The organism is Hymenobacter sp. R533113 (assembly GCF_056835965.1).
Genome location: NZ_JAKWBD010000013.1, coordinates 1,178,035 through 1,201,566, shown reverse-complemented (window position 1 = coordinate 1,201,566; position 23,532 = coordinate 1,178,035). Strand labels below are relative to the sequence as shown.

Annotated in this window: 16 protein-coding genes and 1 tRNA gene; 8 read left to right on the top strand and 9 right to left on the bottom strand. The window is 56.1% G+C overall.

Features of this window, described 5'->3' with window-relative positions:
• Window positions 1–113: 113 nt before the first annotated feature.
• Window positions 114–188: transfer RNA gene (locus MKZ35_RS14455), tRNA-Arg, on the bottom strand.
• Window positions 189–316: 128 nt separating this feature from the next.
• Between MKZ35_RS14455 and MKZ35_RS14450 the strand changes: the two genes are divergently transcribed.
• Window positions 317–1,498, top strand: coding sequence for a DUF2652 domain-containing protein (locus tag MKZ35_RS14450; protein ID WP_482513936.1), 1,182 nt, complete (start codon window positions 317–319; stop codon window positions 1,496–1,498).
• 264 nt (window positions 1,499–1,762) lie between these two features.
• Here the strand turns inward: MKZ35_RS14450 and MKZ35_RS14445 are convergent, their stop codons facing one another.
• A complete protein-coding gene (locus tag MKZ35_RS14445; protein WP_482513935.1) occupies window positions 1,763–2,989 on the bottom strand; it encodes a Pycsar system effector family protein in 1,227 nt (408 codons plus the stop codon).
• Window positions 2,990–3,315: 326 nt separating this feature from the next.
• Here MKZ35_RS14445 and MKZ35_RS14440 point away from each other — a divergent pair, with 326 nt between their 5' ends.
• From MKZ35_RS14440 to MKZ35_RS14430, 3 genes are all read left to right on the top strand, one after another.
• Entirely contained in the window at window positions 3,316–7,194 is a 3,879-nt protein-coding gene (locus MKZ35_RS14440) for a bifunctional metallophosphoesterase/BamA family protein (protein WP_482513934.1), read from the top strand.
• Between the two features lie 167 nt (window positions 7,195–7,361).
• Window positions 7,362–8,468: a DUF6268 family outer membrane beta-barrel protein gene (locus MKZ35_RS14435; RefSeq protein WP_482513933.1), complete on the top strand. Its 1,107-nt coding sequence runs from the start codon at window positions 7,362–7,364 to the stop codon at window positions 8,466–8,468.
• 172 nt (window positions 8,469–8,640) lie between these two features.
• Window positions 8,641–9,420 (top strand): hypothetical protein, encoded by a 780-nt coding sequence (locus MKZ35_RS14430; protein ID WP_482513932.1) that lies wholly within the window; start codon window positions 8,641–8,643, stop codon window positions 9,418–9,420.
• A 122-nt stretch (window positions 9,421–9,542) separates the two neighbouring features.
• Here the strand turns inward: MKZ35_RS14430 and ppk1 are convergent, their stop codons facing one another.
• Together ppk1 and MKZ35_RS14420 are read right to left on the bottom strand one after the other, a co-directional pair.
• Window positions 9,543–11,690, bottom strand: coding sequence for a polyphosphate kinase 1 (ppk1, locus tag MKZ35_RS14425; protein WP_482513931.1), 2,148 nt, complete (start codon window positions 11,688–11,690; stop codon window positions 9,543–9,545).
• 122 nt (window positions 11,691–11,812) lie between these two features.
• Window positions 11,813–12,307: a SixA phosphatase family protein gene (locus MKZ35_RS14420; RefSeq protein WP_482513930.1), complete on the bottom strand. Its 495-nt coding sequence runs from the start codon at window positions 12,305–12,307 to the stop codon at window positions 11,813–11,815.
• Between the two features lie 468 nt (window positions 12,308–12,775).
• On the opposite strand from MKZ35_RS14420, the gene MKZ35_RS14415 reads away from it, so the two are divergent.
• Complete coding sequence (locus tag MKZ35_RS14415) at window positions 12,776–14,899, top strand: T9SS type A sorting domain-containing protein (RefSeq protein WP_482513929.1); 2,124 nt, start codon at window positions 12,776–12,778, stop codon at window positions 14,897–14,899.
• 215 nt (window positions 14,900–15,114) lie between these two features.
• On the opposite strand, the gene hflX is transcribed toward MKZ35_RS14415, so the two are convergent.
• Both hflX and MKZ35_RS14405 read right to left on the bottom strand, forming a co-directional pair.
• Entirely contained in the window at window positions 15,115–16,437 is a 1,323-nt protein-coding gene (gene hflX / locus MKZ35_RS14410; protein WP_482513928.1) for a GTPase HflX, read from the bottom strand.
• Window positions 16,438–16,584: 147 nt separating this feature from the next.
• Window positions 16,585–16,977, bottom strand: a complete 393-nt coding sequence (locus tag MKZ35_RS14405; protein ID WP_482513927.1) for a c-type cytochrome — start codon at window positions 16,975–16,977, stop codon at window positions 16,585–16,587.
• Window positions 16,978–17,086: 109 nt separating this feature from the next.
• Between MKZ35_RS14405 and MKZ35_RS14400 the strand changes: the two genes are divergently transcribed.
• Both MKZ35_RS14400 and rfbC read left to right on the top strand, forming a co-directional pair.
• Window positions 17,087–18,208, top strand: a complete 1,122-nt coding sequence (locus MKZ35_RS14400) for a glycosyltransferase family 4 protein (protein WP_482513926.1) — start codon at window positions 17,087–17,089, stop codon at window positions 18,206–18,208.
• A gap of 119 nt (window positions 18,209–18,327) precedes the next feature.
• Window positions 18,328–18,816 carry a dTDP-4-dehydrorhamnose 3,5-epimerase gene (rfbC, locus tag MKZ35_RS14395; protein WP_482514757.1) on the top strand — a complete coding sequence of 163 codons (489 nt, stop codon included), beginning with the start codon at window positions 18,328–18,330 and terminating at the stop codon, window positions 18,814–18,816.
• 201 nt (window positions 18,817–19,017) lie between these two features.
• On the opposite strand, the gene MKZ35_RS14390 is transcribed toward rfbC, so the two are convergent.
• Window positions 19,018–19,323, bottom strand: a complete 306-nt coding sequence (locus tag MKZ35_RS14390) for a glutamate ligase domain-containing protein (protein WP_482514756.1) — start codon at window positions 19,321–19,323, stop codon at window positions 19,018–19,020.
• Complete coding sequence (locus MKZ35_RS14385) at window positions 19,226–20,263, bottom strand: UDP-N-acetylmuramoyl-tripeptide--D-alanyl-D-alanine ligase (RefSeq protein ID WP_482513925.1); 1,038 nt, start codon at window positions 20,261–20,263, stop codon at window positions 19,226–19,228. Before MKZ35_RS14385 ends, MKZ35_RS14390 begins: the two co-directional genes overlap by 98 nt.
• Window positions 20,264–20,320: 57 nt before the next feature.
• Here MKZ35_RS14385 and MKZ35_RS14380 point away from each other — a divergent pair, with 57 nt between their 5' ends.
• On the top strand, window positions 20,321–22,618 hold the full coding sequence (locus tag MKZ35_RS14380; RefSeq protein WP_482513924.1) for an FG-GAP-like repeat-containing protein: 2,298 nt from the start codon (window positions 20,321–20,323) through the stop codon (window positions 22,616–22,618).
• On the opposite strand, the gene MKZ35_RS14375 is transcribed toward MKZ35_RS14380, so the two are convergent.
• Window positions 22,556–23,467, bottom strand: a complete 912-nt coding sequence (locus tag MKZ35_RS14375; protein WP_482513923.1) for an amidohydrolase — start codon at window positions 23,465–23,467, stop codon at window positions 22,556–22,558. The two genes, MKZ35_RS14380 and MKZ35_RS14375, sit on opposite strands and share 63 nt — an antisense overlap.
• Window positions 23,468–23,532 lie beyond the last annotated feature (65 nt).

The following is a 23,532-nucleotide window of genomic DNA, read 5'->3' as shown; positions in this document are numbered from 1 at the left end:
GAGCGCGGGTTAGATGGTAGGGGACGTCTGAAGCGCATGAGTGTTGAAACTTGACCTCGTGCATGACCATACTAACTATAAAAACCCGTTTTCTGTTTCAGAAAACGGGTTTTTGGTGGCCCCGGCGAGAATCGAACTCACATCTAAAGTTTAGGAAACCCTTGTTCTATCCGTTGAACTACGGGGCCAGATGCGCTACTTGGGCAAAGGTAGCCCCAAACCATCGGCTCAGCCAAACCCGGTGCCGGGGTGCCTGCGTATAGGCGGCAGGTGCGGCGACTGTCGCGCCGGTCGTTTCAAGCATTTCTGTTTTTGCATGGGCTTACTGGAGGATTTGCGCGCGTCGCGACGGGCAGCAGGTAGCGGGCGAAATTTGCCCCCCGGTGCCGATGATGATGGGTTGCAGCCGGCTCTGCTGTTCATTCCGGATATCAGCGGTTTTACGCGGTTCATAGAAGCCTCAGAAAGCCCTCTGGCCCCGTTTCTGATTGCCGATCTGCTCGAAATCCTTATCGAGGCGAATACCCTAGATATGGAAGTGTCGGAGATTCAGGGCGATGCTATTCTGTTTTATCGGCTGGGGCCGCCGCCCCCGGTGCAGGAGCTGGTGGCGCAATGCCGCCGCATCTTCCTCGATTTTCAGAATTACCTGCGTTTGGTGGAGCGCGACAACGCCTCAGAATTAGGCGCCGCGCTGCGTGCCCACGACCTGACCCTGAAGATAGTAGTGCACTACGGCCGGGTGAACGTGGCGCAGATCCGGGAGTTTACCAAACTCATGGGCCGCGACGTGATTGTGGTGCATCGCCTGCTCAAGAACAACATAACCGGCGGCGAATACCTGCTGCTGTCGGAAGGTTACCTGAAAACGCAGACGCTCACTGATTTAACACGCAGCTTTTCCTGGACGCGCCTGCTGGGGGGCAAAACCACCTACGAATACCTCGGCGACATCAACTACCGCTATGCCCACCTCACGCCCCTGCGCCTGTTGCTTAATGGGCATCACTCACCCGATGGGGTGCCGAGCGGCCGCGGCAATTCGCTGAAAGTGCGCCACACCGTGCGCGTACCCGCGGCTTACGCCCTGCGGCTGGTGCGCAATCTGCGCTTGCGCTACAGGTGGCTGGAAGGCGGTACTGCCGTGCACTACGACCTCAGCAAAGCCGACCGGCTGGGCACCAGCTACAAGGTGGATATCAATAAGGGGCAGATTGACTTCCAAACGGTGCAGAGCTTTCAGGGCGAAGAGCGCATTGAGTACGTGGAGAAAATCTCGCACTTCCGGCTGTTCCCCAATTCCCTGCTATTTTTCTTTATTGAAGCCGTAGACGAGCATTCGTGCCTCATCACCATCGATTTCCGCTACGGCTACGTGGCTAGTCCTCACCCCCTGATTCGCTTCGGGCAGCTGCGCCGCGTGCAGCGCTTCTGGGGCCGCTCCATCCGTAATTTGGCCGCTTTAGGCGAACGATTGGCCAGAGTGTCAGCCAAATAAGGATGTTCTTTAGAAGCTGTTGGAGTTAACTAAAGCGCGGTAGAGATGCAACATCTGGCGTCTTATCGTTGGACGGCAGGTGCTAAATACTACTAAACAACCTCAGCAACCGAAGGTCAGCGAAGCTAACGGAGAGACGCAAAATCTTGCGTCTCTACTACGGCTCCAGCAGCCCAAAGCTGAACATCTTCTAAGTGTTTACCCACAAAAAAGCCCCCCAGGCTGAGTCTGGGGGCTTTTTTGTGGGTAAATGGAGCGTCAGGCTCAAGCCTTATACAACAGTACAATACCAAACGACAACGCCGTCAGAATCAGGCCGACCATGAAGATGGTGTAGCTGATGCGCAGCAGCCGATACTTGCGACTAAGCACCTCGCCCAGATAGTAAATGTCGGTTATCATGTTGGTGTACATGAGGTCCTTGTCGCGCATCAGCTCGTTCATGCCGCCCTGAAACGCATCGAGGCTGAGCTTAGTAAAGTTGCCGAAGAACAGGATGTTGATGCGGCGGTTGGTGGCAATAGCCGGGCTTTTTTTGAGCCACTTAAAGGTCGTCACGTCGGGTTGGGCCGAGAGAATAGCCGACACCACCGAGCCCAGCGCCGTGGCTACCAGCAGGCCCATGGGCACGGTCAGAATAGGATTGCTGGTGAAGGCCGGCCCGATGGCCGACGTCTTGGCCCCCAGATACGTAATCAGGATAGACAGAATAACGGCATTCAGGCTGATCATCATGTTGGCCTTATTATCAGCCATTTGCGAGAGCGAAACGTGGTTGTCGTACGTCGTTCGAAACATTGTTTCCACGCCGCGCTTGCCCTCAGCGAAGTTGCCTTGTACCTCTTCTTTCTTCTTCTTTTCTTTTTTCCCGATCTTCTTCAGGCGCTGCTTCTGGTCCTTTATATTCTGCTTGTACTGCTCGCCGTAGCGCTCCTTGGCCGCTTGCGAGCGAAACTTGGAGGTCACCAGAAAATCAAGCTGAGTTTCGGCCCATTCGGTGTTCGAGTGGCTGCGGCCTAGCATAGCCTCCCACTCGGCGCGCAGCAGCTCGCCGGAAGCGCAAAAGTCTTCCCGGCCCAGGCTGCACAGATCCGCGTCCACGAGCAATTGCTGCATCTCCGTTTCGCGGGGCTCATTGCGGTGCGTAGCCCTGATCAGATCCTGAACTACCGCAATCCGGTCGGCGGGGTAGCCTTGCGCCTGCAGCCATTGTCCGGCCCGCTCCATGCTGCGGTACTCGTGGCCATCGTAGGTATCCAAATAGCCCGTGTCATGAAACCAGGCGGCTAGCTCCAGCGCTTCCTGGTCGCGCTGGTCCAACTCGGAGGCCGCCCCCAGCGCCCGCACCTCCTTCACCGTGAGGGCGGTATGCTTGAGGGAGTGATAAACAAGCTGCTGGGGCAACTTTTCCTCGAAAAGTGTCGTGATATACGCCTTAGCCTGCCGCAGAATCTCGGCTTTGGCCTTTTTAATAACAGGGGTTGTCTCCATGAGGGAAATTGAGATGCCGGGCTGACGGGATGTACCCAAAGCTCCTGATTGGCTTAAAACGCGAATTGGTTCCTGAGGTTTTTAGCAATAGCTCAACCGCACCGCGCCTGGCTGCGTAGGGCAGGCCATTGCAGTGTCTCCTGACGAGCTAATTCTGTAGTCAGTTGCTTGAATTTTAAGTTTACCAATTCTCAATTAAACTTTTAGTGGGGGTTTTTTAACTTCGGTAAACCTCCGATTATAGGCTATTTTTGTTTTCAAATCTTTACAATAGCTGTTTATACTTCCTTATGAGAAGGTTTACTCTGTCTTGTTATCTGCTGCTCATGAGCTCGTTTGGCTTGCCCATGGCCATGGCGCAGACTACTCAAGCTCCTCATCCCGAACGCCCCAACTATAATCATGGAGGGGAGAACTGGAAAACAAAAACGCCCCCCGATAGCAGTACCCTGCGCTATTCCGTGTTTCTGATTGGCGACGTAGGGGCCCCCGAGCTGAAAGCGCCCGGCGAGCCTTCCCTCAACTTCATGCGCCGCCAGATGCTGGCTGCGGGCCCAAAAAGTTCTGCTATTTACCTGGGCGATAATATCTACGAGTACGGTTTGCCCGAGGAAGGTGCCTACGACCGCAAAGTTTCAGAGCAGCGCATCACCGCCCAGCTCGATATTCTGCGCGATTACGAGGGTGAAAAATACATGATTCCGGGCAACCACGACTGGAAGCAGGGGCGCACGGGCAGCGTGGAGCAGGTAAACCGGCAGCAGCGCTTCGTGGAGGACTATATGATGCGCGACTCGACGGCCTTCTCCTATACCGGCGACTTTTTTATTCCACGCGATGGCTGCCCCGGCCCGTTTGAGGTGCGCCTGCAGGATGAGTTGGTGATGATTGCCATCAATTCGCAGTGGTTTTTGCAAACAGCTGAGCGCCCTTACGGCTCCAATAGCGGTTGCGGCGTAGCCAACGAAACGGACTTCTACACCCAGCTCGAAGACATTATACAGCGCCATAAAGACAAGAACATCATGGTGATTGCCCACCATCCGCTGTTCTCAGATGGTATTCATGGGGGCTATTTCACCCTCGCCGACCATATTTTTCCGCTGTCTATCGTCTATAAATACGCTTTTGTTCCCCTTCCTATTATTGGCTCGGTTTATCCCTTTGCCCGCAAGTACGGCGGCATAAGTCAGGATATTCCACACCCTTTATATCAGGCCTACAAAAAGGGCCTGATGGATATCTTTCAGAAGTATCCGAACGTGGTATACGCCAACGGCCACGAGCATAACCTGCAGTACTTTAAGGTAGATGCCACGCACTTTATTACGAGCGGCTCGGGCTGCAAAACCCAGCACGTGCGCACCGGCCGCGATGCCGGGGCCATGTTCTCCGATAAGGAAAAAGGCTTTGCCCGCGTGAATTACTACGCCAACGGCGAGGTCTGGACGGAGTTCTGGGTGCCCAACGGCACCGGCGAAAGTGGCCGGTTAGTGTTTCGGAACCCTATGTATGCCAAGCAGTCGCTGCAAGCGCTGGCGCAGGCCCAGACCGATTCGACAAACGCCTCGAATGCGCTGGGGCCGCGCCGCGACTTTCGCGATAGCACCATAACCGTGGCCGCAAACCTGCGCTATGCCCAGCGCAGCGGCTTTTTCCGCACCTTCTTCGGCGACCACTACCGCGCCGAATGGGCCACGCCCGTGCGCTTTCCCGTCCTCGACCTAGCGACTGAAAAAGGCGGCCTGACGCCCTACCAGATTGGGGGCGGCAAACAAACCGCGTCGCTGAAAGTACGCAACGAAGAAGGCCGTAACTACACGCTGCGGGGCATTAATAAAGATCCGTCGGCGGTATTGCCGGAGTCGCTGCGCGATGGGGCGGCGAAGGACATTTTGCAGGATCAGATTTCGGCTCAGCACCCGTATGCCTCCTTTGTGCTGCCGCCGCTGGCCTCGGCCGCTGGTATTTTGCATACCAATCCGGAGATGCGCTACATTCCGCAGGACCCGCTGCTGGGGCAGTACTACGAGCGTTTTTCGAATACACCAGCTGCTCTGGAAGAAGACCCCAAGGACGACCAAAGCAACGTAGCCTCGCTGGGCAATGCGACCAACCTGGTGGGCAGCGACCGGGTGCTGGAGCGCCTGATTGAAGACAATGACAATAAGGTGAAGGAAAAGGCCTTCGCCCGCTCCCGCCTTTTCGATATGTGGATAGGCGACTGGGACCGGCATGAGGACCAGTGGCGCTGGGCCGAAAAGAAAGACGAAGAGGGCGACCGAACCTTTACCGCCGTGCCCGAAGACCGCGACGTGGCCTTCTTTAAGGGCGACGGCCTGTTTCCTTACCTGGCCAGCCGCAAATGGGCCATCCGCAACTTTCAGAACTTCGGGAAAGACTACGCCGACTATAAAGGCCTTAACCTGACGGCGCTGGCTAACGATCGGGTATTTCTGGCCTCGGTGACCAAAGAAGATTGGGTAAAGCATGCCCAGGAAATGAAAGCTTCTCTCACCGATGAGGTGATTGAAAAGGCGTTCCGCGAGCGGTGGCCCGAGCAGATTTATAAGCTGCACGGTCCCGAAATTATTGCCAAGCTCAAAAGTCGCCGTGATTTGCTGCCGGAGCTGGCGGCCAACTACTATGAAGTTGTTTCCAAGATTACGGAGGTGAAGGGCAGCAGCAAGAACGAAAAATTCGTGGTCGACCGCCTGCCCGACGACAAAACCCGCGTGACGGTGCAGAAGATAAACAAGGACGGCGAGTTCACTAAGATGCTCTACGACCGCACTTTTGATAATAAAGTCACGCAGGAAGTGCGCCTCTACGGCTTTGCCGGCAACGATATTTATAACATCAATGGCGACGTGAAGGATGGCTTGAAGCTGCGCATAATTGCCGGCACCGACCGCGACTCCATTGTAGACCGGTCTAACGTACGTGGCCTGGAGCACCAAACCCACATCTACGACGCCGACACGGGCAACGTCATCATCGCGGGCCGCGACGCCCGGTTGCGCCTGGAGCCTGGTACCGATGTGAGCCGCTACGACAATCCGAACCGCGCCGACCGTAAAGATTACCGCCTCGATTATCTGGGGCCAACGCTGTACTTCGGCTATAACGTAGATGACCGGCTGTTTTTTGGCGGTGGTGTCACTTACCGCAAATACGCTTTCCGCAAGGAGCCTTTCGCGTCAGATCAGTCACTGGTGGCCAACTATTCGCCTTCGCAGAAAGCGTATAATGTGCGCTACCGGGGTCAGTTCACGGATATGTTTGGCAAATTCGACCTGAACGTGACCAGCCAGCTTTACGGCCCCCAGCTGCTCTATAACTACTTCGGTCTGGGAAACGACACGGACAACACGCTGGCCAGCCAGGAAGGCCGCGTCCGCAACCGCGACATCAATGAAACCTATCGTATCCGCTTCTCGCGCTTTTACTTTTCGCCGGTGCTGGAGAAGGATGTGTTTAGCTTCCTCAAAATCGGATTTGGTCCCCAGTACGACCAGTTTCGGGTGGAGCGCGATCAGCTCGGTAGTCGGATCGCGGCCGGCCTCGACGAGAACACCAACAATGGTGTGAGCGGGGCCGCCGTCGGTATTCGGTCCTCCGATTTTGGCCTAAACCGCTACGCTGGGGGGCGTTTTTACCTGAACATTGATGCGGCCAGCTCGCCCAAGAACCCGCGCATTGGTCTGCGCTGGTACAACTCAGCCGAGTATAACTTCCAGATGAATGGGGAGCAGCTCAACTTCGGGCGCCTGGCCTCCGAATTCCGGTTTTATCTCACCCCTAATTTCCCCTTCCAGATTACCTGGGCCGGCCGCATCGGCGGGGCGCGCAACCTCGGCGACTACCGCTTTTATCAGGCCAATACGCTGGGGGGCACTACCAACCTGCGCGGCTACCGCCGCACGCGCTACGCGGGCCGCAGCTCGGTATTTGCCAACGCCGAAGTACGCCTTCAGCTCTTTACTTTCAACGCCTACCTCTTCCCGGCTAAGGTTGGCGTAATGGGCTTAGCCGATGCGGCCCGGGTATTCACCCGCTACGATCAGGACACTGGCCTGGACGCCTTCCACACGGGCGTGGGCGGTGGCGTGTGGGCCGATATTCTCAAGCAAGCCGTTATCAACGTTACCTACTCAGTAGGTGAGGAAAACCTGGTGTTTGTCGGCTTCGACTTCCTGTTCTAACAGAAGAATTGCTGAACGAAAAAGTGGTCAACCGGGCGGCTGGAACAACCGCCCGGTTGACCACTTTTTCGTTTAATGCTAGCCACTGTTGGCCATTTTTTGTAAAAAGACGTTAAGCCCAGAATTGAGGAATTGTGGGTTTCTGGAGATTATATTTTCGTTTTAACATGACATCGATTTCCGCCTTTTTGCGCCGTGGGGGGCAAATTTTAGCTCTGGTAGCTTTCTTCCTACCTGCTCGTGGTGCGCAGGCGCAGATCACGCCGCCCCGCACGCCCGTGTACCCGCGCCCCGCGCCGTTGCCTACCGATTCGACGACTTTGAAAGAGGCAACGCAGGAGAAAGAATTTGCCAACCCTTCCGTGCTGGGGCAGGGCCCGAGCAAAGGCCTGATTTTGCATTATGAGCGCACCAGCGGCTTCGATATTACTTCCAAATCGCGGAGCGACGACTTCACTGATCGGAAAGGTCATGTAGAGCGTAACAGCCGCTTCATCGTCAAAGGCTACATCCCGGTCTGGAACCGGCCCCACCTCAAGATGGTGGTTGGGGTGAACTACGAGCGCGAGAAATTCGTGTTTGAGGACCAGCCCACCAACTATCAACTCTATGAGGAGCTACGAAACAAGGGCCTCAAAACGCTGGGTACTCAATTGGTGGTGTTGCGGCCCATTAATGAGGATAACTTCGTGCTGGGTCGGGTGAAAGGCGAGCTAAACGGCGACTACACTTCTTCGGAGCTGCGGCTCAAAGATTATCTGCGCATGTCATATGAGCTGATATATGGCTGGAAGAAGTCGCCCACGTTTGCCTGGGGCATCGGGGCGCAAGTAGGCTACACTTTTGGTCGGCGCAGTATATTCCCGGCCATCATGTACAACCGCACTTGGAGCGACCATTGGGGCGTAGAAGCGCTGTTTCCGGCACGTGTACTGGTGCGCCACAATGCCTCGGCCAAGTCGCTGCTGTTTGCCGGCTACGATGTGAATGGCCTGAGCTACATCCTCAAGTTCCGGGAGCCCTTGGCCATCGATCCCACCCTTACGACCGTGGAGCTGCGCGAAACCGAGCTGAAGCTGCGTGGCCGCTGGGAGCGTGAAATCTATGACTTCCTGTGGTTTGGGGCCGAAGGTGGCTACCGCTACAACAACTCCTTCGACGTATTTGACCGCCGCAACGGCCGCACTAAGGTTATCGACAACAAGCTGGCCGGCGCTCCTTACTTCAGTTTCGAGCTGTTTATCGTGCCGCCGCGCCGCTTTCTGAAGCGGTAGTAGATAAAATCTTAGAAAAAGCCCCCGGCTATGTAGCTGAGGGGCTTTTTGCGCTATTGCGCTAAAGGAGAACAGCGGCAACTGCCGCGAAACGCGGCCTCGGTCGTGGTATGCTGACATAAATTATATTTATTTTTAATATATGCGGTCAATCACCTTTATTTTTCTAGTTATGAGTCTCTTAGCTATGCATGGGCGTAGCCAAGCCCAAGCGCGACTGTACCTGGATTTGAAGCTAGGCGCGAACCATACATTTGCCGAAGGGGCCTACTTCGGCAAAGGCACCCGCCCGTTCAAAGCCTACACTAGGTTGAATTTCGACGAGCAAGGAGTAGTGATGCCGCGCTTGCAGCTAACCGATAACTTCGGCATCTCGGTGGGTTACAGCGGCAGCGCCTTGAGTTGGGCTTATAGCTTAAAAGTGCCTCGTGAATACACCAATAACCCGTTTGAAGGGGAGTGGCTTGGGGCGGGTGCCGGCGTGTATATGCACCAGATTCCATTGCTCTTCAACCAGACGATTGGACGATATAATATTCGGGAAATTGACACGGTACGCCACCTATATCTAGCTAGCTTCAAGCTGGATGTGGTGGTAGGAGGCGGACTAAACCGCATTGGGAATAATTGCTTGGATTGTGGTGGTTTGGGGGCTGGGGGTGGATTATACGACACGATTGAGTTCAGGGAATCTATCCTCGTACGGCGCAAGTGGGGCGGCTTTCTCATCGGCGGGGTCACGGCGCGCTTTTACCGCCTGGGCAAGGAGCGCCTGAACCTGAGTATCTACTACACCCAGGGCCTGACGGATATGCTGCTCGTGCCGGTGGAGTATCGCTACAACTCCCAGCGGGGCGCTACCACCCTGCATGTGCGCGGCTCGGGCCTGAGCGCCACGCTGGGCATACCTATTCGGCTTACAACCTTTGGTAAAGCTCCACCAAGTGGGTAATCATCCGTAGCACCTTGCCGGGGACACCCGCGGTTGGGGCTCGTAACATTTGCTACTTACCGAACCGAAAAAAGCCCCCCAACTATACGTTGGGGGGCTTTTTTAATTGCTACATATAGGCATTAAGCAGCTGGCTTTTTACCCGCCGACTTCTTGCCGGTCGGGGCCGGCTTGGCGGGCTTAGCCGGGGCAGTCTTCGCACGGGTGCTTAGCTTTTTCAAATATTCATACGTGGCAACCTGCGCCCGTACCTGGGGGGCTTTTTTGTCGTCCTGGCCAATAAAGTTGTTGTGAAAGTCCCGCGACTTTACGTTGTCCTGGCGCTGTAAGTCGAGCAGGTGGCGCACCTCGGCGCGGATCTTGGGGTCGAGGATAGGGAAGCCGACCTCCACCCGCCGATCCAGGTTGCGGGCCATCCAGTCGGACGACGCTACAAACACTTTTTCGTCGCCGTCGTTGCCAAATACATACACGCGGGCGTGCTCCAGGTAGCGGTCCACGATGCCACGCTGCTCGATGTTCTCGCTCTGACCAGGCACCTGCGGAATAAGGCAGGAAATGCCGCGCACCAGCAGCTCCACGCGCACGCCGGCCGCGCTGGCCTCGTAGAGCTTATGAATCATGCGCTCATCCTGCAACGCATTTACTTTTAGAATGATATAAGCTTCCTTGCCGGCTTTGGCCAGCTTTATCTCGTGGTCAACCAACTCATTGAGCCGGTCGCGCAGCTCGAAGGGCGCCACCAGCAAGTACTCAAAGCCGTCTTTGGCCTGCCGGTCGAGGAAGTAGTCGAACACGCGGCTTACCTCATCGGTCAGCCGATCGTCGGCCGTGAACAGCCCGTGGTCGGCATAAATCTGGCTGGTTACTTCGTTGAAATTGCCGGTGCTCAGGTAGGCGTAGCTTTTGGCCTGCCCGTCCTCCGTGCGCGTAACCAGGGCCAGCTTACTGTGAACTTTTAAATCAGGAATGCCGAAAATGACGTTGGCCCCGGCCTTTTGCAGCTTCTCGGCCCAATACATATTCGATTCTTCGTCGAAGCGGGCCTTCAGCTCCACCACAACCGTTACTTGCTTGCCCTGCTTAGCGGCTTTTACCAACGCTTTGGCTACCTCACTTTTGGCCGATACCCGATACAGAGTTACACCAATGCTGGTAACGGCCGGATCAAGGGCGGCCTCCGTGAGGAAGCGCGTAACGTACTCGAAGGACTGGTAGGGGAGGTGAAGCAGGTGGTCGCGCCCGGCAATAGCGGCTAGCATACTGCCCGCACCGCGCGGCAGCGAAGGATGAGGCAGCGGCGGCTGGGCCGGATAGGTAAGATCGGGGCGGCCAACGTCTGGGAAGCCAAAAAAGTCGCGGAAGTTGTGGTAGCGGCTGCCCGCCACCAGCTCGCCTTTGCCGATGCCGGTTTTGTGCATTATGGCCCGCAGTACTTCCTGGGGCATGGCTGGGTCGTAGAGCAGGCGCGCCGGATAGCCCGTTTCGCGCTTTTGCAGGCTGCTCTTAATCTTGGCCATCAGGTTGCCCGACACTTCCTCCTGAATATCCAGCTCCGCATCGCGCGAAATCTTGATGGCATGCACCTGCACGCGCTGGTATTGCGGAAACAGCTCAGTCGCGCAGCACCGAATCACGTCGTCCAGAAACAGCACGTAGCGGTCTTCGCCCTCAGCGGGCAACTGCACAAAACGCCCCCCATGACGCTTGGTGGGGAGTTCTATGACCAATATTCGCTCGTCGGGCTGATGCTTTTTCTCCTTTATCGGCTCGGTGAGCAGAAAGGTAAGGTACACGCTCTGGTCCTTGAGAAACAGGTGGTGCAGGTTGTCGTCGAGACTGACGGGCGAGAGCAAATCGCGCACATTTTCGCGGAAATAGTCGCACACCCACTCCAGCTGCGTCTCGCTCAGATCGTGGTCGGAGAGCAGGTGAATATGCTGGCGGTGCAGTTCCGGCAGAATGCTGCCCCGAAACGTGTCGCCGAAGGCTTCCTGCTGCTTATTCACCTCGGCCAGCAGGTTTTTGAGCTGCTCCGCCGGGTCTTCGCCCAGCTTGGCGCGGGTTTTTTTCTTGAGCTTTACCAGGCGGCGCAACGTGGCCACGCGCACCTTGAAGTATTCGTCCAGATTCGACGAAAAGATGGCCATAAACTTCAGCCGCTCCAGCAAGGGTACTTCCGGGCTCTGGGCCTCCTGCAGCACACGGGCATTGAATGCCAGCCAGCTCAACTCCCGGTTCAGCAAAGTGGGGTAGGTCTTGGGGGGCATTTCCATGTGTTTTTAAGGGTAGATGATTAGTGATCAGGGCAAAACGATACATCGGTGCCTGCCTTATACGGCCAGTTGCCGCAACTTGAGGCTTTGACTCGTCATTTCCTTATCAGGTAGGGCTATTCCTTATCCCGTGGGTAGTCGTAAAAATAATACTCCGCATTGGTGCGGTCAGCATGAGCCCAGTGGTCGGTATCGAAGTGCAGGCACACAATAGCGGCCGTAGTCATATCAGGTATTTGGCTGGGAGAAAGCAAGTTGGCGAAATCAGTAATGGTGTTATTGTGGCCCACCAGCAACACCGAGCTGGCCTCCTTGGGCAGCTCATGCACCACCCGCATAAGGTCGTTTACATCGGCCTGATATATTTTCTCAAGCACCTGAATTTGGTCGTGCGGGTACTTCAGTACACTGGCCACCAGCGCCGCCGTACTGAGCGCCCGCACCGCCGGCGAGCTGATTAGCAAGTCGAGCTGAACGTGGCGCCGGGCCAGCGCCTCGCCCATCGCCGGCGCATCCTTCCGCCCCCGGCCGTTCAGGGGCCGCTCCCGGTCGCTCAGGTCGTCAAAGCTCCAGCTCGACTTCGCGTGCCGCATCAGATATAAGGTTTTCATAAACAAGGAAGGGGTAGAATGAGGATTCTAACCTACAAACGTTACGCGAGTTTTGGCCAAGCGACACACAGAAATAGCATACGGATTTTGAGGCGTAAGGCTGTCCTAACTGCTGTCATAACATAGTTATCGGGTGAAGTAACCCCAAATCAGCAACCCGGAATTTATATAAGTCTTTCTTTTTAATATTTAAATAAACTAATGCTTAAGAACTAATTTATGTATATGCTAGTTTCGGTATAATACAATTTCAAGACGTCATTAGTAAGGTTTTAAATAGATTTAACCCGCATTGTTTTCTAAAATCGGATGAATATCTTTATTTGTTTATAAATTTTATAACGCTGCCTATTTGCAATAAAATGAGAAATAGCAAGTTGAAAAACCAAAAATAGTTTGATATTTGATATTGAATAAAACGAATATAGGGTAAAGACGCTTTAGCTCTTAGCTCAGCAATAACTCATTTTGACTTTTGACCTTATGACGATGACGCAATTCTTCTCTTTTTGGGGCCAGGCTAAGCACCTTCTAAGTGGGCTGGCACTGTTGGGCCTTACACTAGACGCCCAGGCTGAAGGGTCCAAAAATCTGACTCCGGGCACCGGCAGCCGTGGTACGGCTAACGGATCCAACAACTATATCGGCTACCTGCAGCACGACGACGGAGCCGTGACCAGCGCTACTTCCAACTCGAAATACTTTTTGAAGTTGGGGGCACCCGCTAATCAGCGTTTATACATTCGAGTAAAGGCCGGTGAAACGTTGTACTACGGGGTCCGGCGTGTTCGGTCAAATGCAACTGATAATGGTCGATTACGCCTGGAGCTTAAGTACAGCACTACCAGCGCAACGGAGACGCTTGTTAAAACAGACTACCTTGAGCCCCAGGCACAACCAACGGAGCAACGGCCTAACTTGGCGGCCGGACCGGGGGTTATTGCTACGCCTGAGGAGGCTGCGGCCGGGCCGCGCCTCGTTACGGGTGGCGCGGGCTACAATGCGCTGAGCTATACGAATACTACTGGCGCTGACCAAGACTTCTGGATTGAATTTACGCAAGTGGATGCCAGCAACGCTGTCACTGCTACGCAAACCAAAGCCTGGTACGACCTCTGGGACTTTACGGTGCGCGACGCTACGGGCGAGAAAACGGGCCGTTTGTACTCCCAGCACTGGTCGTTCACGGCCGCCGCGGGCACCAACCGCTTATCTGATAACTTCAAGCTGTTTACCCTAATCCCTAACCCTAACTTCAACGGGGAAAGCTTTTTTATCAAGCGGGTGAGCTACGCGGGTATTGAGCCTTTTGGCGTCATCCTCGTAGCTAATAGTCAAGGCACAACTGCCGCGGGTGATTTTAAGGAAAAGCGCAAAAGCCGGTCGACAAATAGCGGGTACCCTGAATACAAGCTCTTTGTCAACGACCCAGATCCTAGTATTTATCCGACTACCATACGCCCCGGTACGCCCACCGTGACCACTTCCTGCAATAGCGGCACCAACACTACTACCTTCACCCTCAATGTAGATCAGGCTGGCTTTGGTGTGGTATTCATCGACGGCGATAGCGACGGCCAGTATGATCGAACCAAAGACCGGGTGCTGGAGCAGAACACCATTATTGGCAACAATGCCTTTGTCTGGGATGGCAATTCCGATTCGGGAGCCAAGATGACCGCTACCACGCTGAGCGTTACCTTCTCCAGTGGCGTTGGCCCCGTCAACTTCCCTATCTGGGACTGCGAACAGGCACCAAACAATGGTATTTCAGTGCAGGATGTACGGCCCGGCAACAACGGCGCCACCGACTATATATTCTGGGACGATAGCCCATTAGGTACCGGTTTTTCCACGCCTCTTACCAATCCCATTGGCAGCAACACGGAAGCTGGCAGCCATAAGTGGGGCTCAAATTTGGGAGATGAAAAGCTGGTGAACTCCTATGCTGTCGGGCTGCTGGCCCGCGGCAATGCTATTCAGATTATTTATGACCCTACTACCACCTGCGCCACGGCACCCGAAATAAAGCTCCGAGTGCCGCTGCCCGTCGAGCTAAGCAGCTTTACGGCTCGCTTCCAAAACGAAAACGTACTCGTGAACTGGGAAACCGCTTCGGAGAAGGACTGTGCGTATTTCCTGGTGGAGCGCAGCACCGATGGTAAGATCTTCAACTCATTGGGGCAGGTGACTGGCAACGGTACTACCAACACCCGCCACCGCTACGCCTTCATCGACGGCTCGCCCGTGCCAGGCATGGCTTATTACCGTCTGCGCCAGGTAGATACTGATGGCAAGGCGCACCCCAGCCCTATTGTGGCCGTGAAGTCGCCGGTGCGTGTGATTCAGGCGGTGCTATATCCTAATCCGGCTACTACCACTGTTACCGTGCGCTTCGCGGAAGCCATTCAAGGACCAGTAAATCTGCGCATTGTGGATGCTACGGGCCGCATTCTGTGGAAGCAGTACCGGCCCCTGAGAGGCGCAACCAATTTGCTCGACATTCCAACCCATCAGCTCCCAACGGTGGGTTTGTATTTGCTGCAAGTAACAGGCAACGGCTTTAGCGGCACGTATCGCTTCACTAAATAAGGTGGGGAGTTTTGATTACCGTCTCTATTGTTAGGTAAGCTGTATCCTCAAAAAAAGCCCCCCAAACTTATTTGGGGGGCTTTTTTGTCTATAATTAACTGATGTTACGCGGCAACTGCACCTCTGCCTCAGAAAGAAGCTATTGCTGCTTCAGGAAACATCCTTTCCAAGCAATCGACTAATATGCCGCGTAACATCAGTAATTAAGATGCAGGTTATTCCTCCGGCACGGGTTGCTGATTGGGGTAGCGCTGGTAGTGCAGTTTGGCGACATGGCGGCTCAACAAGCTCCGCAGCTCATCGATGTTGGTGCGTTCCTGGGCCGAAATAAAGATAACCGGGTCGTGCATTTTGGCCATGTACGTGGCCTTTAGCTGCTCCAACGACGGCCGCACGGGCGCGTCTTCGTCAGCATTCATCCCTTCAAACTGCTGCTCCGAGGCGTTGGCCGTGTCGGTGCTGTACTGGTCTATCTTGTTGAAGACCAACAGCATCGGCTTATCAGCAGCGTTAATGTCTTTGAGCGTATCGTTCACCACCGCAATCTGCTCCTCAAACGACGGGTGAGAGATGTCGACCACGTGCACCAGCAAGTCAGCCTCGCGAATCTCATCCAGCGTTGATTTAAAGCTCTCGATCAGGCGCGTGGGCAGCTTGCGGATAAATCCTACCGTGTCGGAAAGCAGAAACGGCATGTTCTCCAGCACCACCTTCCGGACCGTCGAATCGACGGTAGCGAAGAGCTTGTTTTCGGCAAACACATCGGAGCGCGACAGCATGTTCATGATGGTGCTTTTGCCCACGTTGGTGTAGCCCACCAGCGCCACGCGCACCACGCCCGTCCGCGACTTGCGCTGGGTGTTGCTTTGCTTGTCGAAAGTCTCCAGCTTTTCCTTCAGAAAGTCAATCCGGTCGCGCACTACCCGCCGGTCCGTTTCAATTTCGGTCTCACCCGGTCCGCGCTGCGACACGCCCCCACCCCGCTGCTTGTCCAAGTGAGTCCAGAGGCCAGTCAAGCGCGGCAGTAAGTACTGATACTGAGCCAGCTCTACCTGCGTGCGCGCCGTAGCCGACTTCGCTCGCCGGGCAAAAATGTCGATGATCAGCAGTGAGCGGTCCACGATTTTAACCTTCAGCTCCGCCTCCAGGTTGCGCAGCTGCGACGGCGACAGCTCATCATCAAAAATGACCATGCTGGCCTTGGTATGATTCACGTAGGCCTTGATTTCGGCCAGCTTGCCCTCGCCCACGAAGGTGCGGGTATCCGGCTTTTCGAGGCGCTGCACGAAGCGCTTAGTAACCTGCGCCCCAGCCGTTTCGGCCAGAAACGCGAGCTCATCCAGATATTCCTGGGTGGTTGTGTCGGGCTGGCGTTTGTCAGGTACCGCTACCAGAACGGCTGTTTCGGCTACTACTGCGGTATTGTAGGTGCCCGTAGCCGGGTCGCGGGCGGGCTGATTGCTGTCGGCGCTATCGGTGGTAGTGTGCCGGTTGCTGGTGGTCGGGTTCCAGCTATGCGAGTTTGTTTTTTTTGCCATGTGAGTTAAGAGTAAGTCGTCTGGACCTAAATGTTCGTTGAACGTCATGCTGAGCAGCAGTGAAGCATCTCGCGTGCTGACGCGGGATTACTGTGGCAACATCAGCACGCGAGATGCTTCGCTACCGCTCAGCATGACCGCCTTTTATCAGCGCAAGGTGAGGGAATACGCGGCTACCTGCTCAATTTCCTGTTCGGTGAGCTGATCTTTAAAAGACGGCATTTTGCCCATGCCCTTGGTAACGATGTACACGCGCCCATTGATGTTTAGGTTGCTTTTGGTGAGGTTGTGGGCGCCATTATTTCCCAGCTGCCCATCAGGGCCGTGGCAAACCACGCAACGCTCCGTGAAAATCGCTTGCCCCGCGGCCAGCGCATCCGTTTCCAGGGTGCCCAGAATAGCAGCCGGCGCGGCCGGATCAGGCTCGGGCAGCGCCGTGGGGGCCGACTGCACCGGATCAGCGGATTGGCAGGCCGCTACACTCAACAAAAAGCCCCCCAGCGCCAGTTGGCGCACTAAATAAGCAGCAGATAATTTCATTTCCTGACCTATAACACACAAACGCGGTGCAAAGTACCATCGGTAATGTCCTTAGTCGCAATCTTTTCGGGTAAGGCCCTCTACCTTTGCGCCAAATTTTGCCGGCCTGATGCGCGTTGCTATCGTTATTAATACCTCCTGGAACATCTGGAATTTTCGCCGCAGCCTGGTGAAAGCGTTACAGGCCGCCGGCCACGAAGTGCTGGCCGTTGCGCCTCCCGATGAGTACTCGGCCCGCCTCGAAACCGAACTAGGCTGCCGCTTTGTGCCCATTCGGATGGAAAATAAGGGCACCAATCCGGTGAAAGACGCTCAGCTTACGCGGCGCTTTTATAAACTCTACCGCCGCGAGCGGCCCGACATAGTGCTGCATTACACCATCAAACCCAACATCTACGGCACTTTGGCCGCTAAGCTGGCCGGCATTCCGAGCGTTAATAATGTGTCGGGGCTGGGCACGGTGTTCATTATTCGCAATATGGTTAGTCGCGTGGCGTTGGGCCTGTATCGGTTTACGTTCCGGTTTCCGCGGCGGGTATTTTTTCAAAACGACGATGACCGCCAGCTTTTTCTGCAGCACGGCCTGGTACAGCCGCACATCACGGATCTGCTGCCCGGTTCCGGTGTGGATATTCAGCGCTTCCAGCCCGCCGCTGCGTTTAGCCGGCAGCAGCCTTTTACGTTTCTGATGGTAGCCCGTGTGCTGTATGAGAAAGGCGTGGAAGAATATTTTGAGGCGGCCCGGCTGGTGCGGAGCGCCGTGCCCGGCACCCGCGTGCAGCTGCTCGGCGGGGTGGATGAGTCGGGAAATATTGGGGTGAAGCGCGCGGTGCTGGACGAATGGCTCCGCGCCGGCCACATCGAGTACCTGGGAACATCCGACAATGTGGCCGAACACCTGGCGCAGGCCGACGCGGTCGTACTGCCTTCGTACCGCGAAGGCACGCCCAAAACCTTATTGGAAGCGGCGGCCATGGCCAAGCCCATCGTCACTACCGACGTGCCTGGCTGCCGCGAAACCGTGGAAGATGGCGTGAATGGCCTGCTCTGCCAAGTTCGCGACGCCCCCGACCTGGCAGCCAAGATGCTCCAGATTCTTCGCCTCAGCGACACTGAGTTAGCTGCCATGGGCCGCGCCAGTCGCCGGCTCGCCGAGCATAAGTTTGATGAGCAATTGGTATTGGATAAATACTTGCGGGTAGTAGCTGAAGTAGACAAAAAGTATAAATAAACTACACGGAATAGCCGCCTGGCTGCCGGATAGTCTTTTGATTTAGGATTGGGTTAACTAGAAAAAATGGAAATTAAGGAGCACTCCATCAGCGGAGTTTTTGAGTTTACACCGCGCGTATTTACCGATGCCCGAGGGGCTTTTTTGAGTCATTCAGCGCCCGGCAACTCGCCAAGATTGGCATTACCGATGAGTGGGTGCAGGACAACCAGTCGTCTTCGGCGCGGGGGGTGTTGCGGGGCCTGCACTTTCAGAAGCCGCCCTATGCCCAGGCGAAGCTGGTGCGCGTAGCCGCTGGCCGCGCCCTCGATATTATCGTGGATATCCGGCCGAATTCAAGCACTTATGGTCAATCCGTTAGCGTAGAGCTGGACGCTCAGCGCTACAATGTGCTGTACGTACCCATTGGCTTCGCTCACGGCTTCGTGGCGCTGGAAGACGATACGCTGTTTCTGTATAAGTGCTCGAATTACTACCACCCCGGCTCCGAGGGCGGCCTGCACTGGAACGACCCGGCGCTCAACATCGACTGGCAGGTAACCGACCCGAATGTGTCAGACAAGGATTTGGTGCTGCCGTTTTTTGAGAGTTTCGAGAGTCCGTTTTAGAAGTAAGAATTCCAAGCTGGCTATTCAATTATTAGCCGGTCATGCAGAGGCGGAGCCGAAGTATCTTGCGTGCTGATGTTGGGTTACTAATCCAGCTAAACACGCGAGATGCTTCGGCTTCGCCTCTGCATGACCGGCTATTTTGTCAGAGGACTTACAGCAGCTCCACCAGCGTTTCCAAACCCATGCCTCTGGACCCTTTTACCAGAATCTGGGAGCCGACCGGGGGCTTTTTTGCAGCCACGCGGCCGCTTCCGCCTTGGTCGGGAAATGGTGGAAAGATGCGTTAGCATCGGCGGCATAACGCATATCGAGGCCACAGAGCACGACGGTATCCAGATTTTGCTTAGCCAGCAATTGACCTAAGGCCCGATGCTCGGCCTCGCTCGCGTCGCCCATCTCAAACATATCACCCAGAATAGCCATTTTTTGCCCCCCGCCGGGCCGGGCGGCAAAGCTGACAATAGCCGCCGCCATCGACGAGGGATTGGCATTGTAAGCGTCCAGAATAATCTCGTTGTGAGGCGTGCGCACCAGCTGTGAGCGGTTGTTGGTGGGAGCGTAGCTGGCCAATGCATCGGCTATGTCGGCGGCGGGCACGCCAAAAAGCCCCCACGGCCGCCGCCGCCGCCAAATTGGGGAAGTTATAGCCGCCCGTGATTTGCGCTTCCACCGTAGTGCCATCAGCCAACCGCATAACTACCTGCGGATCAGTGCTAAGCAGCTCGGCCGGGTAGGTGTCGGTGGGGCCAGGGTAGGTGACTACATGACTAACATTCGCCGCCAAGGCCGGCAGCTTGGAGTCAGCGGTATTCATAAAGGCCGTGCCGCCGGTAGCCGCCAGAAACGCGAACAGCTCGCCTTTGCCTTTCGCTACGCCCGCCTCGCCCCCAAACCCCTCCAAATGCGCTTTGCCAATGTTGGTAATCAGGCCGTGCGTGGGCTCAGCCAGCTCGCTCAACAATGCGATTTCGCCCTGATGATTGGCCCCCATTTCCACAATAGCCAGCTCATGCTGAGGCTGAATGCTGAGCAGCGTAAGCGGCACCCCAATGTGATTATTGAGGTTGCCCCGCGTGTACTGTACCCGGTAGCGCTTGCTCAATACGCTGTTTATGAGCTCTTTGGTGGTGGTTTTTCCATTGGAGCCCGTGATGGCCAGCACCGGAATAGTAAGCTGCCGCCGATGATACTGAGCTAGCTGCTGAAGCGCCGCCAGCGGGTCGGCGGCATACGTGTAGCGGTCAGGATCGGTGGCCGCCAGGTCGGCATCATCCACCACGGCGTAGCGGGCGCCTTTGGCCAGGGCCTGGGGGGCAAAATCGCGGCCCTGGAAGTTGGGGCCATTCAGGGCAAAAAACAGCGTGTCCTCCTGGGTTTGCCGCGAATCGGTGCTGACGGCCGCGCACTGCTGAAACCGGGTATAAAGGGCCGCTACATTTTTCATGGATGTTGTTAGAAACTTAGGGACGAAATCTGGGTTCTTACTCGTTACTTGTTCTGTATGCTGCTACCTGTTCGCTCCCGCTGGTTATTTGTGCTGTTTTTATTGCTCCCGGCATTACGAGCGGCGGCCCAGTCGGGGGTGCCGTTTGGGTTTGAGCAGCGGGCGGTGGCAAAAGTAACGCACGGCTCCCAGACGCTGGCTAACCCGTGGGTTGGGGGGCTAAATTCGCCCCAGTTCTCAGCTATCGACCTGAATAACGATGGCCAATCCGACCTCTACGTCTTTGATCGGCAGACCAGCCGCTCGCTGACCTATCTCAACGTAGCCGCGCCTAGCGGTGGCCGCGCCTGGCAATATGCACCCGAATACGAGGCATTGTTCCCAACCGATCTGCTTTTCTGGGTGCTGCTGCGCGACTACGACTGCGACAATCGCCCCGACATCTTCACCTTCGCCAACGGCGGCGACGTTCGCGTATTCCGCAACGTAGCTGGCACGTCTGGTCGGCCCGCGTTTGAGCTGGTCAGTAATCAGCTTACGTTTTTTAATAACGCCACCAACAACGGCAACATCGTAACGGGCAGCTCCAATCTGCCCGCCATTCAGGATGTAGACGGCGACGGGCGACTGGATATTCTCAGCTTCAACTTTGACGGCAGCACCCGCGTAGAGCTTTATCTGAACACGGCCACCGGGAACTGTGGCAATCTGCAGTTTCGGCAGGAAGCCGAGCGTTGGGGCAATTTCTCGGTGTGTCTGCCGGGGTGCAATACGTTCGCATTTGGCAGCGAAGCCTGTACGGGGGGCAAACCTACCCATACTACGGGCTCTAACCTGCTGACGCTGGACCTCGACGGCGACGGCGACCAGGATATTCTCACGGCTCGCGATGGCTGTCCTGAGTTGGTCAGCCTGACGAACCAGGGCACGGCCGCCGTGGCCAACATGACCAGCGCCAGCCTCAATACCAACTTTCCTTCGGCAGCCGCTCCTGCTCGGGTGACCAATTTTCCGGCCGGCTATTACTTGGATGTGACCTTTGATGGCCGCCCTGATCTGCTCGCCGCTCCGGCCCTTTTCGATAACCACGACCAGGTGAGCACGACTCAATCGGTGCGACTGTATGAGAACGGCAGTACCACCGCCGTACCGAGCTTTACGCTGCGCCAACCCGATTTTTTGCAGGCGGAGATGGTGGAAGTGAGCGAAGCCGCGGCCCCTGCTTTTGGCGACCTCAGCGGCGACGGCCTCACGGATATGGTGGTAGCTGGCACCGACCGGCGCGCCGCCGGCTATGCTGCCTATTTGCACTACTACCGCAACATTGGCACCGCCACGGAGCCCAATTTTCAGCGCGTCACCGACGATTATCTGGCGATGGGGGGCAAAAAATACACGGGCATCAAACCTGTACTAGTTGACTTGAACCGCGACGGTGCCCTCGATATGGCCTTTTCGGCTACCACTGGTACTACTAGTCAGGTATTTTATGTGCTCAACCAGGCAGCGGCCGGGCAGCCAGCCGTTTTCGATGTCAATCAAGCCACGGCCATAGCCAATCTGCCTAATCGCGCTCACGATGCGCCCTGCTTCACCGACGTAGACGGCGACGGCAACCTCGACTTGCTGATTGGTACGAACGTGAACACTGCTACCACGGGCACGGCGCGCTACGGTATTCAGTATTACCGCCACAATGGCAGCGCAGCGCTGGCGCTGGCCTATACTCTAAGTACGAGTACCTTCGGGCAAATTCAGAGCGCGGCCGGCAACCTGCACCCCACCGTCGCGGACTTCGACGGCGACGGCAAGCCCGATCTGCTGACCGCCGATGCCAGCGGCGAGCTACGGTTCTACGCCGATTTTCGGACTCAGCTCCTCACGCCCACCGCTCCGTTTGTTGGCCGGGCCGATATCCTATATAATGGGCTGGTGAATGCGTATCGGCCGGCTCAATTGGGCGTTCAGCGGAGCGCGGAAGCCAAAAACCGCCCTGCGCCCGTGGCGGCCGATCTTAACAGCGACGGTACGCCTGAACTTTTGGTAGGGATGGAAAGTGGGGGCATTACTGCTTTTGCGGCCCGTGGCCGGGTGCTTAGTACCAATCCGGCCGCCGAGGCCGCGCTAGGGCTGAACCTATTTCCGAATCCAGCCACCAGCACCACCAGCCTCGAAGCTGCCCAGCCCGTTCGCCTGACGGTATTTGACCTCACGGGGCGCCGCATTCGCACGGTTGCCGAGCCCGCCCGCCGCCATACCCTCGACCTTACCGATGTAGCGGCTGGGGTGTACTTAGTGCGCGCCGAAAGCGTAAACGGCGAAATGACTGCCGTCAGACGCCTCTTGGTGCGGTAAAAGTGCCACCTCAATTCTGATTCGAGTGCCGGGGGCTTTTTTTGGCTTACGCTTACTTGCCGCCACTGGCTGACCGATCGTAAATTCATCAGCGTCGAGCAGGGCGGGAAAACGCTCCCGGAAATCCTCCAGATCTTTGCGGCGTAGGGTGCGGGTGATGCCGGTTTCCTGGTTGCCGACTTCTACCAGATACTCGCCGCACATATCAAGCAGGGCCGAGTCGCCGGCATAGGTGTGGTCGTTGCCATCGGTGCCCACCCGGTTTACGCCCATGGTATACGCTACGTTTTCAATGGCGCGGGCGCGCAATAAAGTCATCCAGGCCATTCGCCGGACCGCCGGCCAGTTGGCTAAGTACAGCAGCAGGTCGTAAGGCGCGGTGGCCGGGTTCCGACTCCAGACGGGAAAGCGCAAATCGTAGCACACCAAAGGGCAAATGCGCCAGCCGCGCCACTCTTCTATCAGCAGCGCGGTACCGGCCGCGTATACTTTGTGCTCGCCTGCCATCCGAAACAGATGGCGTTTGTCGTAGTGGCTGAACGTCCCATCGGGCCGCGCCCAGATCAGGCGATTATAGTAGTGGCCGTCTTCGCGGATAATCAGACTGCCCGTCACCACGGCATTTCGGCTTTCAGCGGCGGCCAAAAGCCACGCAACGCTGGGCCCATCCATGGTTTCGGCCAGCTCAGGTGCCTTCATAGAAAAGCCCGTGGTGAACATTTCCGGCAGCACAATTAAATCAGTTGCTATCGGCAGATCCTGAATATAGCGCAGCAGCCCGCTTCTATTCGACTCAGGGTCATGCCATTGCAAGCTGGCTTGTATAAAGGAAACCGTAAGATCAGCCACAGAAGGAGCCTTATAGAGTAGGGTTAATACTAACGTAAAACCGACGTTTAAGTATGTATCAATAT

Bases quoted from the DNA above. Each gene is read 5' to 3' on its own strand.
- MKZ35_RS14380 (WP_482513924.1), top strand. From the start codon at position 20,321: ATGCTGCTACCTGTTCGCTCCCGCTGGTTATTTGTGCTGTTTTTATTG.
- MKZ35_RS14445 (WP_482513935.1), bottom strand. From the start codon at position 2,989: ATGGAGACAACCCCTGTTATTAAAAAGGCCAAAGCCGAGATTCTGCGG.
- hflX (WP_482513928.1), bottom strand. From the start codon at position 16,437: ATGGCAAAAAAAACAAACTCGCATAGCTGGAACCCGACCACCAGCAAC.
- MKZ35_RS14440 (WP_482513934.1), top strand. From the start codon at position 3,316: ATGAGCTCGTTTGGCTTGCCCATGGCCATGGCGCAGACTACTCAAGCT.
- MKZ35_RS14385 (WP_482513925.1), bottom strand. From the start codon at position 20,263: ATGAAAAATGTAGCGGCCCTTTATACCCGGTTTCAGCAGTGCGCGGCC.
- MKZ35_RS14405 (WP_482513927.1), bottom strand. From the start codon at position 16,977: ATGAAATTATCTGCTGCTTATTTAGTGCGCCAACTGGCGCTGGGGGGC.
- MKZ35_RS14400 (WP_482513926.1), top strand. From the start codon at position 17,087: ATGCGCGTTGCTATCGTTATTAATACCTCCTGGAACATCTGGAATTTT.
- MKZ35_RS14450 (WP_482513936.1), top strand. From the start codon at position 317: ATGGGCTTACTGGAGGATTTGCGCGCGTCGCGACGGGCAGCAGGTAGC.
- MKZ35_RS14420 (WP_482513930.1), bottom strand. From the start codon at position 12,307: ATGAAAACCTTATATCTGATGCGGCACGCGAAGTCGAGCTGGAGCTTT.
- ppk1 (WP_482513931.1), bottom strand. From the start codon at position 11,690: ATGCCCCCCAAGACCTACCCCACTTTGCTGAACCGGGAGTTGAGCTGG.
- MKZ35_RS14430 (WP_482513932.1), top strand. From the start codon at position 8,641: ATGAGTCTCTTAGCTATGCATGGGCGTAGCCAAGCCCAAGCGCGACTG.
- MKZ35_RS14435 (WP_482513933.1), top strand. From the start codon at position 7,362: ATGACATCGATTTCCGCCTTTTTGCGCCGTGGGGGGCAAATTTTAGCT.